Raw genomic sequence first — 15370 nt, 5'->3', positions numbered from 1 at the left:
CCTTGGCGCGCGGGCCGGCGGCCGGTCCGGAGCGGGGCGGAGACAGGAGCGGCGGGCCGGACGCCGGGCCGCGCGACGCCGCGTTGTCGCGGCGGAAGCGCCCTTGATGAAGTAGAGAAACTCTTACCGCGCCGTGGTGCCCGGCATCTCGGCCTGTCCGCTCGTCACCAGCCGATTTGTGGTTCGCCCAGGACCTCGCTACCTATGTGTGCGGCGAGTTTCTGGGCCCGGGGTAGGTCACCGAACTTGCCCACGTGGACGAAGACGGTGTGATGTTCGGTCCACTGGTCCCATTGAGCGTCCTGTCCGTGGAACACGACTTGGACCCCGTCGTACTTCGCCGACCCGTAGAGATCCGACTCTGGGTCATCCGGCCACATGCCGTGCCAGTCGACGGCGGCCATGCCCTGCCCGAGCGCCTTTACGAAGCACTCCTCTACGCTCCCTCTCGGGGCGTCTTCCAAGAGGGACAGCGGGAGGTGCTGCTGCAGTACCTCATCGTCCGTCTCCGCAAGGTCGAGGTCGAACCAGGCGAACTCCCCCGCCGCATCGGTGCGCGTATCGACATAGTCGAAGTTCGCCTCGGGCAGGACCGCCGCCATGCACCGAACATCCGCGACCGTATGCAGTTCGGCGAAGAGCCCGACCTCGTCATCGCGTTCCGCCAGGAGCGCGCACAGGCGCTTGGCCTGTGTGTACGCCGTTGCTGCGTCAGTGCTCTGGAAGACGGCATACGCCTTGGAATTGCCCATGGCCGAACCGTCACATGGCTTCGTGAGCCTTCGCCACCGCATTACCGGGCTCAGGTGAGCTGCCTGCCGTCATGGCTCCGGACGTGCGGCCCGTTCCCAGCCAGTGCATCGAGCAGGCGAACTGCGTATACCTCGGCCATCCTCTCGGAGACCTCTTCGGGCGTGAGCCAGTCGACGGCGGTCGACTCGTCACTGGTGCGCTCGCTGCCGCCTGACGGCTTGCACCGGAAGACCAGGGCGACGATGCCTCGGGTGGTGTTCTTGTAGACGCCGGTCAGCTCGTCCACCTCGACCTGGATGCCGGTCTCCTCGAAGACCTCGCGGACGACGCCGGCCTCCGGAGCCTCGGCTAGTTCGAGCACTCCGCCCGGGAGCTCCCACGTGCCGTTGTCGGCTCGGCGGATCGCCAGGAGTCGGCCGTCCTCGCGCACGACGGCTCCCGCCACGGACACGGAGTGCAGTGGCGTTGACTGGGCTTCACGCGCGCTGTTACTCATGTACAGGAGCATAGGAGAGTGAAGAGGACCGTGGGAACTCCAGTAGGAGGCAGTCGGGCCGTACCTAGGTACGTTCAGATCGCCGACGAGATCGTTCAACAGATCCGCGCAGGCATCCTCAAGCCCGGCGACATGGTCCCGAGCGAGTCCGAACTCGTGGAACGCTACGGCGTCGCCGGCGGAACGATCCGCAAGGCCATGGTGGAGGTCAGGGCCAGCGGCCTGGTGGAGACTCGCCACGGCAAGGGCTCGATCGTGAAGGACCGACCCCCGGTGCGACTCCGCTCCTCGGACCGCTTCCGGGCCTCGCACCGCCGAGAAGGGAAGGCCGCGTACCTGGCAGAGTCGGCCCAGTCCGGTGCCACCGCCAAGGTCAGCGTCCTCTACATCGGCCCCATGGAGGCTCCGGAGGAGATCGCCGAACGCCTCGGCGTCGAGGCCGGCACTCAGGTACTCGCCCGGCGCCGCCTCTACTTCCGGAACGGCGTGCCCGTCGAGACCGCCAGCTCCTACCTGCCCTGGGACGTCGTCAAGGACATCCCGGAGCTCTTCGCCGAGAACCCCGGCCCCGGCGGCATCTACGCCCGGCTGGAGGACCACGGCCACGTCTTCGTCGAGTTCGTCGAGACGCTGCAAGCCCGCCCGGCCTCGAAGGCCGAAGCCTCCGAACTCGCCCTGAGCGCTGGCGCGCCCGTCGTTCACCTCCTTCGGAACGCGGTGACGAAGGAGGGTCGGGTGGTGGAGGTGTGCGACACCCTCATGGCCGCTGACCAGTTCGTTTTCCAGTACCGGATCCCCGCTACGGACTGACGCAAGCTCAACTCATCACAGCCCGCTGCGAGTTCTTTCTCGCGGCGGGTTGACTCATGTACAGGAGTCATGCACTCTTCTTCATGTCACTCCTATACATGAGTGACGGAGTCCAAGCCTCTATGGAGGAGTGTTCCCATGCGTCTCATCCCCGTCGACACGTCCGCGGCAACCGTGATGGTGGCCCAGCCCCCGACCCCGAAGATCGCGAACCGTCAGACCGGAGAGGTCGCCACCGACCGCGAAACCGGTGTGCGGCTGATGGTCGTGAACGTGATGTTCGCGGCGAACGACAACGTCGAGTTGCTGGCCGTCGCCGTGCCGGAGACCGGCATCTCCGGCGACCTGGTGATGGGCACCCCGGTCGCCCTGACCGGCCTCGTCGCCCGGCCGTGGGAGCGGGACGGCCGGTACGGCATCGCCTTCCGCGCCGTCGCCGTCACCCCGCTGACCGCCGTGAAGGCGGCCTGACCGTGACCGCGACCGCCTTAACGGCAACCTTGGCGCTGGTCGTCACGGTGGCGCTGTTGCTGCGGTGGCAGCGTCCGGCCTGGTACTGGATGACCTTCGGCATCGTGTTCGCGGTGGCGCGGGTGCTGGTCCGGTACGCGTCGGTCATGGACGCCTGCGGGCTGACCGTCCCGCCCTCCCGCTGGCGTTTGGCCCTGGCCCGGATCGCGAACCGGCCGGTTCCGGAGTCTCGGGCCCCTCGGATTCTGCGACTGCGGCCCACCCGGACGGGGCTCGTGCTGAGGGTAAAGCTGCGCCCCGGTCAGGACGCGTTCGACTTCTCCGCCGCCTCGGACCGTCTGCGGCACTCGTTCGTCATGCAGAACGTCACCGCCCGCGAGATCCGTTCGGGTGTGGTCGAGCTGAGGATGACCGGCTACGACGTTCTCAAGCGGGTGCAGATGCCCGCCCTCGCCGCCGACCGCGGGCCGCTGCGGGTGCCGGTAGCGATGCGGGAAGACGGAGAGGTCTACTACCGCGACTACCGGCAGACCCCGCACGCGCTCAACGTCGGCGCGACGCAGTCCGGCAAGTCCGTCTACCAGCGCAACCTGGTCGCCGGCCTCGCCGCCCTGGACGTCGCCCTCGTCGGCATCGACTGCAAGCAAGGCGTCGAACTCGCCCCGCTCGCCCGCCGGTTCACTGCCCTGGCCGACAATCCCGACACCGCTTCTGCGCTGCTGGATGCGCTCGTCGAGCACATGGCGGACGTCTATCAGCTCATCCGGCGCGAACAGCGGCTGAGCGCGGACGTGCCGGATGCGGAGATTACCGCCGACATCTGGGACCTACCCGACCACCTCCGCCCAACCCCGATCGTCCTCGTCGTCGACGAGGTCGCCGAACTCGCCCTGTACGCCACGAAGGACGAGGAGAAGCGCCGGGACCGGATCATCACAGCTCTCGTCCGGCTCGCCCAGCTCGGCCGCGCGGCCGGGATCTATCTGGAGATCTGCGGGCAGCGCTTCGGCTCCGAGCTCGGCAAGGGGATCACTATGCTCCGCGCGCAGCTCACCGGCCGCACCGCGCACCGCGTCAACGACGAGACCTCGGCGAACATGGCCTTCGGCGACATCGCCCCGGACGCTGTCCTCGCCACCATCCAAATCCCGACCGACCGGCCCGGCACCGCCGTCGCCGGCGACTCCTCCGGCGGCTGGGTCCGCATCCGAACCCAGCACCTCACCCTGCGGCGGGCCGTGAACATCACGAACGCCCACGCCGATCGCACTCCGGCGATTCCCGCCCTGGATGTCTTTCGCCCGGTTCTCCCGAGCCTCGACAACGCTCCCGGCCCGGCGGCCGGGACCGCCCCAGCGCTCGCCTGAATCCCTCCGCTCATCGGTCGGCGTGACCGCCTCACGCCAGCTCCCTACCCCCTCCATGCCTGATACCGGAAGGGAGGACCTGCGATGCGCTCGACGCTCCGGCCGGACGCCGTCCTCGTGCAAGCCGTGATCGCTGGTGCCCTGTCCTTCGCCCACCTTCACGACCTCGCAGAAGCAGCCGGACAGACCGGATGGAAAGCGTGGGCATATCCCATCTCCGTCGACCTGCTCTTGGTGGCTGCCTGGCACCGGTTGCGGAGCCTGCGTGCTGCTGGTGCTCCGGCCCGCGCCGCCTGGACGTGGTTCGCCGTCGCCCTCGCCGCATCGCTCGGCGCGAACGTCGCCACTGCCGGCCTGCTCGACCTGGCCGACGTGCCGAACTGGCTGCGCATCCTCGTCGCCGGGTGGCCGGCACTCGCGTTCCTGGGCGGCACGCTCCTTGCCCACGCCCCGGCGCCCGCGGCCGAAGCCTCGACTGAGCCTGAACCACCCGCCGTCGCTGAGGTCGTCGAGCGCGAGACCCCCGCCGCACCTGAGCCGGAGGCTCCGCCCGCGCTGCCCGCTGTCGAGCCCGACACGGTGCCGGAGCCCGAGCCGACAGCGCCTGCCGTAACCGTCCCGCCCGCCCTGGTCGCTCACGCCCGCAAGGTCGCCGACGACCACCGCGCCCGTACCGGCTCGCCGATCGACAACGACACCCTGCGCGCCCGCCTCGGAGTCCCGCCCGTGATGGCCGACGCGATCGCCGCCCAACTCGCCTGAGGAGGTGAACTCCCATGCCCGCCCGCGACCGCTTCCACTCCGTGATGCGGATCGGCCCCGTGCAGATCGGCACCCATCGCGACCGGCACGGCCGCACCAAGCACGCCGCCGTGTGCACCGCCGACCGCTGCGGCTGGTCCGCCGACTACTCCAGCTCCTCGGCCGCCCAGCTTGCCGCCCGAACCCACCGCTGCACGCCCCACTGACGCCCCAAGGAGACCTGCCATGGACGTCCCGCTCTGGCTCGCCCTGATCGTCGTCGGTGCCCTCGGGATCAAGCTCATCCGCCCGCCCTGGTGGCTCGTCGCCGTGATCCTCCTCGGCGGCTACCTCCTCGCGGACAGCTTCCTCGCCCCGGCCATCGACACCGCCATCAACCAGTAAGGAGAAAGCCGATGCTCCGACCGCGCGTCCCGGTCAACCCGCTCCCGACCGGCCTCGTCACCCCGCTCATCCAGCCGATCACCACGTCCGACATCGAGCCGCAGACCGCTGCGCAGCCGGCCCCGGCCACGCCCCGCGTCCAGGTCCCGGCCGTCCGTCTCACCCCGACCGGCCTCATCGCCGTGGTCGCCGGTGGCGCGGGCCTCGTCCTGGTCGTCGGCGCGGTCCTGGTCTCGATGCTCCTCGCCGTCGCGATCAGCGCCGCCTCGGTCGCCGTGTGCGCCGTCGTGCTGCGCTCGCTCCTCAACAACGAGCACAAGCACCGCTGACCGGCCCCGGGACGGCCCTGAAACCGCCAAGTCTCCGCCGTCCCGGAGCCGCATCCCTGCCCGATCCACAGAAGCGGAAGGAACCCACCCATCATGACCGCCCACCCCCGGGCCACGTCCCGAATCTGCTCGAACTGCGACGGTCACGCCACCGTTGCCGTTACCCTCGGCGGCCGCGACCACCGCGGGCACCTGCGCACCGTCACCGCGCACTGCCCCGCCTGCCACGGCACTGGTACCCGCCCCACCCCGGCCCGGGAGACCGCCCGTGCCTGACGCGACCTTCGCGGGCCTGGACTCGGCCACCCTCAGCGACATGCTCAGGGTGGCCGGGTCCACCGGCTTCGACCGCTGGCGCGAGCAGATCCACCGGACCGGCGGCTGCTCCGCCCCGATCCACCTCCAGGGCTGGACCCTCACCCAGGACAAGACCAGCGGCGAGACCCTGCACCGCTACTCCACCGACGCCGAGCCCGGAGGACGACTCCGCGTCGCCTGCGGCAACCGCCGCGCCTCCCGCTGCCCCGCCTGCGCCTGGACCTACGCCGGCGACACGTACCACCTCATCCGCGCCGGCCTCGCCGGAGACGACCGCCGCGACATCCCCGCCACCGTCCGCGACCACCCCCGGGTGTTCCTCACGCTGACGGCCCCCTCATTCGGCCCGGTCCACAACCGCCCCGGCGACCGGCCTTGCCGCTGCGGCACCCGGCACACCGAGGACTCCGCGGAACTCGGCACGCCCCTCGACCCGGACACGTACGACTACGCCGTGGCCGTCCTCTTCAACAACCACGCCGGACAGCTCTGGCAGCGCTTCACCACCCGCCTCCGCCGGGAGATCGCCGCCCAGGCGGGGCTGACACAGAGGGCGTTGAAGGAGGTCGCCCGGCTTTCCTACGGCAAGGTTGCCGAGTTCCAGAAGCGCGGAGCCGTCCACTTCCACGCCGTGATCCGGCTCGACGGACCCGACGGCCCCAGCACGCCACCGCCCCACTGGGCCTCGACCGAACTCCTCACGAACGCGATCCAGGCCGCGGCTGCCCACGCGTACACCACGGTCACCGTCCCCGCCGCCGGCGACCGGCCCACCCGCCGCCTGCGCTGGGGCACCCAGCTCGACATCCGGCCCGTCAAAGCCTTCGGCGACGGCTCCGACATCACGGAACAGGCGGTCGCCTCGTACATCGCCAAGTACGCGACCAAGGCTGCCGAGACGACCGGCAGCCTCGACCGCCGCATCGGCAACCGCGAAGCCCTGATCCTGCTCGGCGTCCCCGACCACACCCGCCGCCTCGTCGAAGCCTGCTTCGACCTCAACGACCTCTACCCCGAGCGTCGACTCACCGCCTGGGCCCACATGCTCGGCTTCCGCGGCCACTTCTCCACCAAGTCCCGCCAGTACTCCACCACCCTGAGCGAACTCCGCCAGACCCGTGCCGACTACCGCGCCGCCCAGGAACGCACCAACCGCGGCCTCGACGACATCGAGCCGGACACCGTCCTCGTCCTCACCTCCTGGACGTACGCCGGACAGGGCCACTCCCCCGGTGAGGCCGTCCTCGCCGCGTCCATCGCCCGGGACATCCAGCTCAACCGCGAGACCGCCCGCGAAGCCCTACGCGACCAACTCACCATGGAAGGAGCCGCAGCATGACCACTGCCGCCGCCGAACTGCTGACCGTGCCCGAGGTCATGGCGCGGCTCAAGCTCGGACGCTCCACGGTCTACGACCTCATCCGCTCGCGTCGCCTCACCTCGATCACCATCGGCCGGGCCCGGCGCATCCCTGCCGACGCCGTACGGGACTTCATCGTCGACCAGATCGAGGAGGCCGCCTGATGGCCGCGCAGCGGAAGCGCAACCCCAACGGGGCCGGCACTATCACCTTGCGGAAGGACGGCCGGTATCAGGCCGCCGTCTACGTCCTCCAGCCCGACGGCACCCGCGCCCGGAAGTTCGCCTACGGCAAGACGTGGGCTGAGTGCGACGCCAAGCGCCGCGCACTCCTCGACAAGGTCGACCAGGGCGTGCCCGTGCCCACCAAGTCAGCCAAGCTCTCGGAGTGGCTGCCGTACTGGCTCGACAACGTCATCAAACCGCGCCGCAAGCTCAGCACGTATGACAAGTACGAGGCGCACGTGCGGCTTTACCTCGTCCCGCTGATCGGCTCCAAGCGGCTGGAGTCCCTCGGCGTCGCCGACGTCCGGCGCTTCCTCGTCCAGTTGGAGAAGAAGACCACCGCCGCGACCGCCAAGGAGTCGCACCGCGTGCTGCGCACCGCGCTCTCCGCCGCCTGCCGCGAAGAACTGATCACACGCAACGTGGCCACGCTCGTTGAGCCGCCCCGGGCGAAGGCTCGCGAGCTGCAGCCCTGGTCACTGGACGAGACGCTCGACTTCCTCGCCGCCGCCCGCCGGGACCCGCTGTACGCGGCCTTCGTCCTCGCGATCGCCATGGGTCTGCGTCGGGGCGAGCTGATCGGCCTTCGCTGGGTGGACCTCGACCTCGACCACCGGGTTCTCTACATCCGCCAGCAGACCCAGCGCCGACGTGGCGTTCTGTACGACGACGATCCCAAGGGGCGCCGCCGTCGAGCCGTGCCGCTGCCCGCCATGTGCATTGCCCCGCTCCGCTGGCACCGGATGCGGCAGAACGAACAGCGGACCAAGGCGGGGGAGAGGTGGCACGAAGGCGGCTACGTCTTCACCACACGGACCGGCCGACCCGTCGAGCCGCGCAACGTGTACCGCTCCTTCACCCGCGTCGCCGACTCCGCAGGACTTCGCGTCATCCGGCTGCACGATGCCCGGCATGGCTGCGCCACCCTGCTCACCGCGGCCGGCGTCGCGCCCCGCGTCGTGATGGAGATCCTCGGGCACAGCCAGATCAGCATCACGATGGACGTGTACACACACGTCGTCCAGGACACGCAGCGCGAAGCCATCAGTCACATGGACCGGCTGCTCAAGAGGCGGCCCGGCCGTCCCTGACCGCTGCCGTTGATGTCAGCCGTGGATGTCAAAGGCCACCTACCAAGATCGGTAGGTGGCCTTTGTGCTTGTGCCCCCGGCAGGATTCGAACCTGCGACACCCGCTTTAGGAGAGCGGTGCTCTATCCCCTGAGCTACGAAGGCGAGTCGTGAACAGGGTAGCGGATGGGTGTGCGTGGGGGGTCGTGGACGGGGTGGGTGGGGTGGGGAGGGAACCGGGGAGCCGGGTGGGGCGTTGTTTCGGGTGGGTGTGATCACGGGGGGAGTCTGGGATGGGTGTCACGCTGGCCGAGGAGATCATGCTGCTCTCGCTCGACGACGCGTCCGGGGCCGCGAAGCAGCGGCAGGCGGTCGGGTGGGCGGTGGCCGGGGGGATTCTGCTGGAGCTGGTGCTCGCCGGGCGGGTGAGTGTGGAGGGGAAGCACCTCACGCTCGGCTCGGGCGAGCCCACGGGGGAGCCGCTGCTCGACGGGCGGGCCGAGGCCATCGCGGGCTGGATGGGACGCCGGGAGCGGCGGCGGGTGACGGACTGGCTGACCAAGGACCAGGCCAAGGCCGTCCGCGCCGCCCTGGAGCGCCTGGCCGCGCGCAAGATCGTCGCCGAGGAGAAGCACAAGGCCCTCGGGCTCTTCCCTGTGCGTCGCTACCCGGAGGCCGACGGCGCCGTCGAGCGGGAGCTGCGCGAGCGGCTGCGGGCCGTCGTCCTCGATGGTGCGGAGCCGGACGAGCGGACCGCCGGGCTCGTCGCCCTGCTGCACGCCGCCAAGCTGCACCGGCTCGCCTTCCCCGACCGGCCCCGCCGCGAGGTCGCCGGCCGCATGGCCGAGGTCGCCGAGGGACAGTGGGCGGCCGAGAGCGTCCGGGCCGCGATACGCGACATGCAGGCGGCCATCACGACCGCCACTGTCGTCACCGTCGTGGCCGCCGGTGGCTGACCCGGCCTTGCCCCCGACCCCGACCCCGACCGCCTTGACGGGTTTCGTCGCCCGCGCCTAGCGTCGGGGCCGGTGGGCGAGCAGGTGCTGAGGGACCGGTAGGACGGGTGAGGGCTTGGTGGACCGCGACGGCGACGGCGACGGCCGCCCCGCGCTCGCGCGCGTCGTCGCGCAGCTGACCTCCCCCGGCGCTCCCTTCGCCGTGGGCGACGGGCACTACACCGGCGGGCCCGCCACCCTGCGCGAGTTCGTCGAGGCCACCTGGGCCTTCGGCGAGCGGCCGTTTCTCGTCGCCGAGAGCCGGACCTACACGTACGCCGAGTTCTTCGCCGCCGCCTGCGGCCTCGCGCGCCGGCTGACCGACACGTACGGGCTGCGCCCCGGCGACCGGGCCGTCGTCGCCATGCGCAACCACCCCGAGTGGCAGATCGCCTTCTGGGCCGCCCAGCTCGCCGGCCTCGTCGCCGTGCCGCTCAACGCCTGGTGGACCGAGGACGAGTTCGCGTACGCCCTCGACGACTGCGCGCCCCGCGTCCTGCTCGTCGACGGCGAGCGCCTCCCGCGCGTGCGCGACTGGGCCCGCGCCCACCACGTGCCCGGGATCGTCTTCCACCCCGGTGGCGGCACGCCCGGTGACGGCACGCCCGGTGACGGCACGCCCGGTGACGACACACCCGCTGGCGCCCCGCTCGGCGAGGGGTTCACCGTGTACGAACCCGACACCGACCCCACCCTCGGGCCCCCGCCCGTCGACGTCCTGCCCGAGCACGACGCCACCATCGTCTACACCTCGGGCACCACCGGCCGCCCCAAGGGCGCCGTCGCCACCCACCGCGCCCAGACCGGCGCGGCGCTCAACCCGCGGTACCACGCCGCCGTCTCCGCCCTCCTGCGCGGCCGCATCCCCGGTCAGGGCCCCGCCCCCGTCTCGCTCGTCACCTTCCCCTTCTTCCACGTCGCCGCCTTCACCGCCCTCTACCCGGTCATGGCCGCCGGCGGCACCGTCGTCGTCATGCACAAGTGGGACGCCGAACGCGCCGTCGAGCTCATCGAACGCCACCGCGTCACCCACTACGCCGGCGTGCCCACCACCGCCCTCCAGCTCGTCGACCTCGTCGAGCGCCGCGGCTGGGCGCACCGCCTCGCCGGCCTCGGCCACTTCAACACCGGCGGCGCCGCCGCCCCGCCCGGCCTCGTCGGCCGCCTCACCGCCCTCCTCGGCGAACACGTCGAACCCCGCAACGGCTACGGCCTCACCGAGACCTGCGGCGGTGTCCTCGCGAACTTCGGCGCCGAGTACCGCGCCCACCCCCACAGCGTCGGCCGCCCCGCGCCCGCCGCCGAGGTGCGCATCGCGGACCCCGACGCCTCCGGCGTCGGCGAGCTGTGGCTGCGCGGCCAGTGCCTGGCCCGCGGCTACTGGCGTGACGAGGCCGCCACCCGCGCCGCCTTCACCGACGACGGCTGGTTCCGCACCGGCGACCTCGCCACGTACGAGGACGGCCGCGTCACGATCGTCGACCGGATCAAGGACATGGTGATCCGCGGCGGCGAGAACGTGTACTGCGTCGAGGTCGAGGGCGCGCTGCACGACCACCCGGACGTCGCCGACGCCGCCGTGCTCGGCGTCCCGCACCCCACCCTCGGCGAGGAGGTCGCGGCCGTCGTCGTCCTCCGCGACGGCGCGACCGCCGGCCCCGGCGACCTGCGGGCGCACGTCGGACGGAGCCTCGCCGCCTTCAAGGTGCCGTCGCGCGTCCTCGTACGGGACGTCCCGCTGCCGCGCAACGCCGCCGGCAAGGTCCTCAAGCGGGAGCTCGGGGCGCTGTTCGCGGGCTCCTCCCGGCCCTCGGCCGCCCGCACCCGGTAACCGTCGTCGGGTAGCCGCCGCGCGGGGCCGCGCCACGAGCGGCCGACCCGGACCCGGTAGCCGCCGCGCGGGGCGCGCTACGAGCGGCTGACCCGGACCCGGTAGCCGCCGTCGTCCTCCTCCGACAGCACCGTGATCCGGATGCCGTGCTCCCGGTCCGTGAACGACTCGCCCGGCCGGTACGCCGCGTCCGACAGCTCCGCGTGCACATTGGGCCGGCGCGTGCAGCCCCCGCTGTCCCGGTCGCTGTCCGAGACGCTGATCGGCCCGTGCCCGGTGTCCACGTCCGACTCCACCCGGTACACCAGCACGCCCGGCTCGCACACCGCCTCGTCGTTGCCCTGCTGGGTGCGGACCTCCACCGCGTACCCCGACCGCTCCGACAGCGGCACGAACGCCAGCTTCGGCCCGCCCGCGACCGCCAGCGGCGTCAGCTCGTACTCGTGCACCCCGGTCGCGGACGCGCACCGCACCTGGTCGTTGTCGAGCCAGCCCAGCTTCCACTTGTGCCAGCCGAGGAGGTCGTTGTTGGCCCCCCAGTCCTCGGACATGATGTCCCAGTGCCCGACGGTCCCGCCGCCGTCCACGGTGTACAGGTCGGGCAGGCCGAAGACATGGCCGTTCTCGTGCGGCAGCACCCGGTAGCCGGTCCGGTCGTAGGAACCCGAGCCGTCGTCCTGGCGGCTGTAGACGAAGGACGTGTTGGAGAGCGGGACGCCGTCCGCGTACGGCGCGTCGTCGTTCCCCGAGAAGGTGACGGACAGGACCGTGTCCAGCGCGGACGGCCCGGCGTTCGGCGTCACCAGCACGTTGACCAGGTCGTACGCGCTGAAGTCCACCTCCGCGTCGGCGGCCTTCACCAGGTCCTCGACCAGCTTGCGGTACCCCGGCTCGTACGGCGAGCCGCGCTCTATCCCGTACGAGGAGAACGGCAGCGGCATCCGCAGCCAGTCCTGCAGCGGGGTCTCCGGCTGGTAGACGAGCCGGCCGTACGAGCTGACCCGGAACCAGTCCGAGGTCTGCGGGAAGAACTCCCGGAACCGGCTCAGCGCCGTCCCCTCGCCCTCGGCGTCCGGGAAGTCGATCATCAGGTTCAGCGCCCGTATCCGCCCGGTGGAGCGTACGTACCCGGGGGCGGTCGGCAGTCCCTCCGACATCTGCACGCCCAGCGCCGTGGCGATCCGGCACGGCCCGAGCAGGGCGTCGGCGGGAGCGGCGGGGGCGGGGCCCGCGGAAGCGGGGGCGGGCCCGGGAAGGGTCGTGCTCGCGGTGGCCAGCGTGGCGAGCGCGAGCGCCCCGGCCGCGGCCAGGGTGAAGGGTCTGCGTATCCGCCGGCGGGTCTGCTGCATACGGTCGCCTTCGGTCCGCGGCAGCCGGCCGGGTCCGGACTGCCCTGTCCGATCAGCCTGTGCCGGGTGATCGGGTGACGCGCGCCGGGTGGCCCGATCGTGGGTATCGGGCGGGGCGGCGTCAGGCGGTGCGGGGGAGTGGCTCAGGTCACAGCCGGGGCCGGAAATAAGCGGGGAGCGTGTCCCCGTTTACGCCTGTGTCCGCGAAACGGGGACTCCTTCCCCGGATCTCGGAGCCTGGCTTTTCGGATCGCATCCCTCCAGTTCCCCGACAGTTCCTCGACACGGCAGGAGTCAGTGGCGTGAACACCGCCGCCGGTAGGCGTCACCCAGACGCGACCCCGTCCGCACGTCCCGTCCCGCGGGCGCGGGCGCGGGCCGACGCGCTGCGCAACCGCGAGCGGATCGTCACCGCCGCCCGCGAGATGTTCGTCGAGTTCGGCCCGCAGGTGCCGCTCGACGAGATCGCGCGCCGGGCCGGCGTCGGCAACGCCACCCTCTACCGCAACTTCCCCGAGCGCTCCGACCTCGTCCACGAGGTCGTTCTCTCCGTCACGTCCCGCACCCGGGAGCGGGCGGTCGAGGCGGCCGAGGCCGAGGCGGACGCGTTCGACGCGCTGCGCCGCTTCGCGCACGCGGCCGCCGACGAACGGGTCGGCGCCCTGTGCCCGATGCTCGACGGCACCTTCGACAAGGACCACCCCGAACTCCTCGCGGAACGCGAGCGGCTGGAGGAGGCCGTCCAGGGTCTCGTCGACCGCGCGCACGCGTCGGGCCGGCTCCGTCCGGACGTCGCCGTCGGCGACCTGCTCGTGGCCCTGTCGCAGCTGACCCGACCGCTGCCGGGCGGCGCCTGCCTCCCGGACTTCGACCAGTTCGTCCACCGTCACCTGCAGCTGCTCCTCGACGGCCTCGAAGCCCCCGCCCGGTCCGTACTGCCGGGCTCGGCGGCGACGCTCGAGACGCTGCGCCGACGGGAAACGGGGGAGGCCGCCTGCTGAACCACGGCCCGTTCGCCTCGTTCGCCTCGTACGCCTCGTGCCTCTCGTACCTCTCGTAGGGCTCGTAGGGCTCGTAGGGCTCGTAGGGCTCGTAGGGCCTCTCGTACGTCCCGTAGGGCTCGTAGGGCTTCTTGTACGTCCGTAGGCCGTCGTCGTCGCCTACGCCTTTTCACCCCTTTTCTTCACTTCCGCTCCAAAAGGTGGCTACCCCATGTCCAAAATCGCCGAGCCGTCGAGGCTCCCCGACCCCAACCGCTGGAAGGCGCTCGTCTTCATCGCGCTCGCGCAGCTGATGGTCGTGCTCGACGCGACCATCGTGAACATCGCGCTCCCCTCCGCCCAGCAGGACCTGGGGATCTCCAACGGCAACCTGCAGTGGGTCATCACCGCCTACGCCCTCGCCTTCGGCGGACTGCTGCTCTTCGGCGGCCGCATCGCCGACCTGTGGGGCCGGAAGCGGGCCTTCGTCGTCGGACTCGTCGGCTTCGCCGCCGCCTCCGCGCTCGGCGGCGCGGCCACCGGCCAGGAGATGATGTTCGGCGCCCGCGCGCTCCAGGGCGCCTTCGGCGCGCTGCTCGCGCCGGCCGCCCTGTCGCTGCTCGCCGTGATGTTCACCGACGCGCGCGAGCGCGCCAAGGCGTTCGGCATCTACGGCGCGATCGCCGGCGGCGGCGGCGCGGTCGGTCTGATCCTCGGCGGCTTCCTCACCGAGTACCTCGACTGGCGCTGGACCTTCTACGTCAACATCCCGTTCGCCGTCGTCGCCGCCCTCGGCGCGTACTTCGTGATCCGCGAGCCGGCCGGCGGCCGCAACCGCTCGCCGCTCGACATCCCCGGCGTCGTCCTGTCGACGCTCGGCCTGGTCACGCTCGTGTACGGCTTCACCCGCGCCGAGTCCCACGGCTGGACCGACATCACCACGCTCGGCCTGTTCGGCGGCTCGGTCGTCCTGCTCGGGGCGTTCGTGCTGACCGAGGCGCTGGTGAAGTCGCCGCTGCTGCCGCTGCGCGTCCTGGCCGACCGCAACCGCGGCGGGGTCTACCTCTCCCTCGGTCTGGCCGTGATCGCGATGTTCGGCCTGTTCCTCTTCCTCACCTACTACCTGCAGGTCGTGAAGGGGTACTCGCCCGTCACCACCGGCTTCGCCTTCCTCCCGATGATCGCGGGCATGATCATCGGCTCCACGCAGATCGGTACGCGGCTGATGACGCGGGTCGCCCCGCGCCTGCTGATGGCCCCCGGCTTCCTGACCGCGGCCGTCGGCATGCTGCTGCTGACGCAGCTGGAGGTCGGTTCGTCGTACGCCGGTCTGATCCTGCCCGCGCAGCTGCTGCTCGGCCTGGGCATGGGTACGGCGTTCATGCCGGCGATGTCGCTGGCGACGCACGGCGTCGACCCGCGGGACGCCGGTGTGGCCTCGGCGATGGTCAACACCTCGCAGCAGGTCGGCGGCGCCATCGGCACCGCGCTCCTGAACACCATCGCGGCCTCCGCGACCACCGCCTACATCGCCGACCACGCCGCAGGCGCGACCACTCCGGCCGCGCAGAAGCTGCTGCAGCTGCAGGGCATGGTCGAGGGGTACGCGTCGGCGATCTGGTGGGCGGTCGGCATTCTGGTCGTCTCCGCGACGATCGCGTTCACCTTCATCAACACCGGCAAGCCGCAGGCCGGCGCAGTGGCCGCCGGGTCGGGCGGCGGGGAGGGCGCCGAGGACGAGGTGAAGGTGCCGGTGGTGGTGCACTGAGACGGGGTCGGCCGGCTGAGACGCGAGTCGGCCTGCCGTACTGAGGTGCGGCCGGCCGGCCGGCCCGCCCGTACCGCTATCGCTTCGGCGACGTACGCGTACG

17 protein-coding genes and 1 tRNA gene are annotated in these 15370 nt (G+C 71.5%); 14 read left to right on the top strand and 4 right to left on the bottom strand.

Annotated features, from left to right (window positions below):
- Positions 1–164: 164 nt before the first annotated feature.
- Together ACNJ93_RS13100 and ACNJ93_RS13095 are read right to left on the bottom strand one after the other, a co-directional pair.
- Positions 165–752: a hypothetical protein gene (locus ACNJ93_RS13100; protein ID WP_418957573.1), complete on the bottom strand. Its 588-nt coding sequence runs from the start codon at positions 750–752 to the stop codon at positions 165–167.
- 50 nt (positions 753–802) lie between these two features.
- Complete coding sequence (locus ACNJ93_RS13095; protein ID WP_418957572.1) at positions 803–1261, bottom strand: NUDIX hydrolase; 459 nt, start codon at positions 1259–1261, stop codon at positions 803–805.
- 18 nt (positions 1262–1279) lie between these two features.
- Here ACNJ93_RS13095 and ACNJ93_RS13090 point away from each other — a divergent pair, with 18 nt between their 5' ends.
- The 10 genes from ACNJ93_RS13090 (at position 1280) to ACNJ93_RS13045 (ending at position 8365) form a co-directional block, all read left to right on the top strand.
- Positions 1280–2059: a GntR family transcriptional regulator gene (locus ACNJ93_RS13090; protein ID WP_418961392.1), complete on the top strand. Its 780-nt coding sequence runs from the start codon at positions 1280–1282 to the stop codon at positions 2057–2059.
- 138 nt (positions 2060–2197) lie between these two features.
- Entirely contained in the window at positions 2198–2530 is a 333-nt protein-coding gene (locus tag ACNJ93_RS13085) for a hypothetical protein (protein ID WP_418957571.1), read from the top strand.
- 89 nt (positions 2531–2619) lie between these two features.
- Positions 2620–3897, top strand: a complete 1278-nt coding sequence (locus tag ACNJ93_RS13080) for an FtsK/SpoIIIE domain-containing protein (RefSeq protein ID WP_418961391.1) — start codon at positions 2620–2622, stop codon at positions 3895–3897.
- An 84-nt stretch (positions 3898–3981) separates the two neighbouring features.
- Positions 3982–4659 carry a DUF2637 domain-containing protein gene (locus ACNJ93_RS13075; protein ID WP_418957570.1) on the top strand — a complete coding sequence of 226 codons (678 nt, stop codon included), beginning with the start codon at positions 3982–3984 and terminating at the stop codon, positions 4657–4659.
- Between the two features lie 14 nt (positions 4660–4673).
- A complete protein-coding gene (locus ACNJ93_RS13070) occupies positions 4674–4865 on the top strand; it encodes a mobile element transfer protein (RefSeq protein ID WP_418957569.1) in 192 nt (63 codons plus the stop codon).
- Positions 4866–4884: 19 nt separating this feature from the next.
- Positions 4885–5043: a hypothetical protein gene (locus ACNJ93_RS13065; protein WP_418957568.1), complete on the top strand. Its 159-nt coding sequence runs from the start codon at positions 4885–4887 to the stop codon at positions 5041–5043.
- Between the two features lie 11 nt (positions 5044–5054).
- Positions 5055–5372, top strand: a complete 318-nt coding sequence (locus ACNJ93_RS13060; protein WP_418957567.1) for a SpdD-like protein — start codon at positions 5055–5057, stop codon at positions 5370–5372.
- 268 nt (positions 5373–5640) lie between these two features.
- Complete coding sequence (gene repSA / locus ACNJ93_RS13055; RefSeq protein WP_418957566.1) at positions 5641–7029, top strand: replication initiator protein RepSA; 1389 nt, start codon at positions 5641–5643, stop codon at positions 7027–7029.
- Positions 7026–7214: a helix-turn-helix domain-containing protein gene (locus tag ACNJ93_RS13050; RefSeq protein WP_418957565.1), complete on the top strand. Its 189-nt coding sequence runs from the start codon at positions 7026–7028 to the stop codon at positions 7212–7214. The genes repSA and ACNJ93_RS13050 overlap by 4 nt, the downstream gene beginning before the upstream one ends.
- Entirely contained in the window at positions 7214–8365 is a 1152-nt protein-coding gene (locus ACNJ93_RS13045; RefSeq protein WP_418957564.1) for a tyrosine-type recombinase/integrase, read from the top strand. Before ACNJ93_RS13050 ends, ACNJ93_RS13045 begins: the two co-directional genes overlap by 1 nt.
- 71 nt (positions 8366–8436) lie before the next feature.
- Here the strand turns inward: ACNJ93_RS13045 and ACNJ93_RS13040 are convergent.
- Positions 8437–8509 (bottom strand) — tRNA-Arg (locus tag ACNJ93_RS13040).
- Positions 8510–8637: 128 nt separating this feature from the next.
- On the opposite strand from ACNJ93_RS13040, the gene ACNJ93_RS13035 reads away from it, so the two are divergent.
- Together ACNJ93_RS13035 and ACNJ93_RS13030 are read left to right on the top strand one after the other, a co-directional pair.
- Positions 8638–9300, top strand: coding sequence for a GOLPH3/VPS74 family protein (locus ACNJ93_RS13035; RefSeq protein ID WP_418957563.1), 663 nt, complete (start codon positions 8638–8640; stop codon positions 9298–9300).
- Positions 9301–9418: 118 nt separating this feature from the next.
- Positions 9419–11170: a class I adenylate-forming enzyme family protein gene (locus ACNJ93_RS13030; RefSeq protein WP_418961390.1), complete on the top strand. Its 1752-nt coding sequence runs from the start codon at positions 9419–9421 to the stop codon at positions 11168–11170.
- A gap of 77 nt (positions 11171–11247) precedes the next feature.
- On the opposite strand, the gene ACNJ93_RS13025 is transcribed toward ACNJ93_RS13030, so the two are convergent.
- Positions 11248–12519, bottom strand: coding sequence for a M6 family metalloprotease domain-containing protein (locus ACNJ93_RS13025; protein ID WP_418957562.1), 1272 nt, complete (start codon positions 12517–12519; stop codon positions 11248–11250).
- A gap of 386 nt (positions 12520–12905) precedes the next feature.
- Here ACNJ93_RS13025 and ACNJ93_RS13020 point away from each other — a divergent pair, with 386 nt between their 5' ends.
- Both ACNJ93_RS13020 and ACNJ93_RS13015 read left to right on the top strand, forming a co-directional pair.
- Complete coding sequence (locus ACNJ93_RS13020) at positions 12906–13520, top strand: TetR/AcrR family transcriptional regulator (protein WP_418961389.1); 615 nt, start codon at positions 12906–12908, stop codon at positions 13518–13520.
- Positions 13521–13731: 211 nt separating this feature from the next.
- A complete protein-coding gene (locus tag ACNJ93_RS13015; RefSeq protein WP_418957561.1) occupies positions 13732–15267 on the top strand; it encodes an MFS transporter in 1536 nt (511 codons plus the stop codon).
- Positions 15268–15370: the final 103 nt, after the last annotated feature.

It is taken from the genome of Streptomyces tritici (assembly GCF_048500665.1).
GTDB classification, from domain to species: Bacteria; Actinomycetota; Actinomycetes; order Streptomycetales; family Streptomycetaceae; genus Streptomyces; species Streptomyces tritici.
The sequence above is the reverse complement of the archived record's forward strand: the minus strand, read 5'-3'. Positions and strand labels throughout refer to the sequence as shown.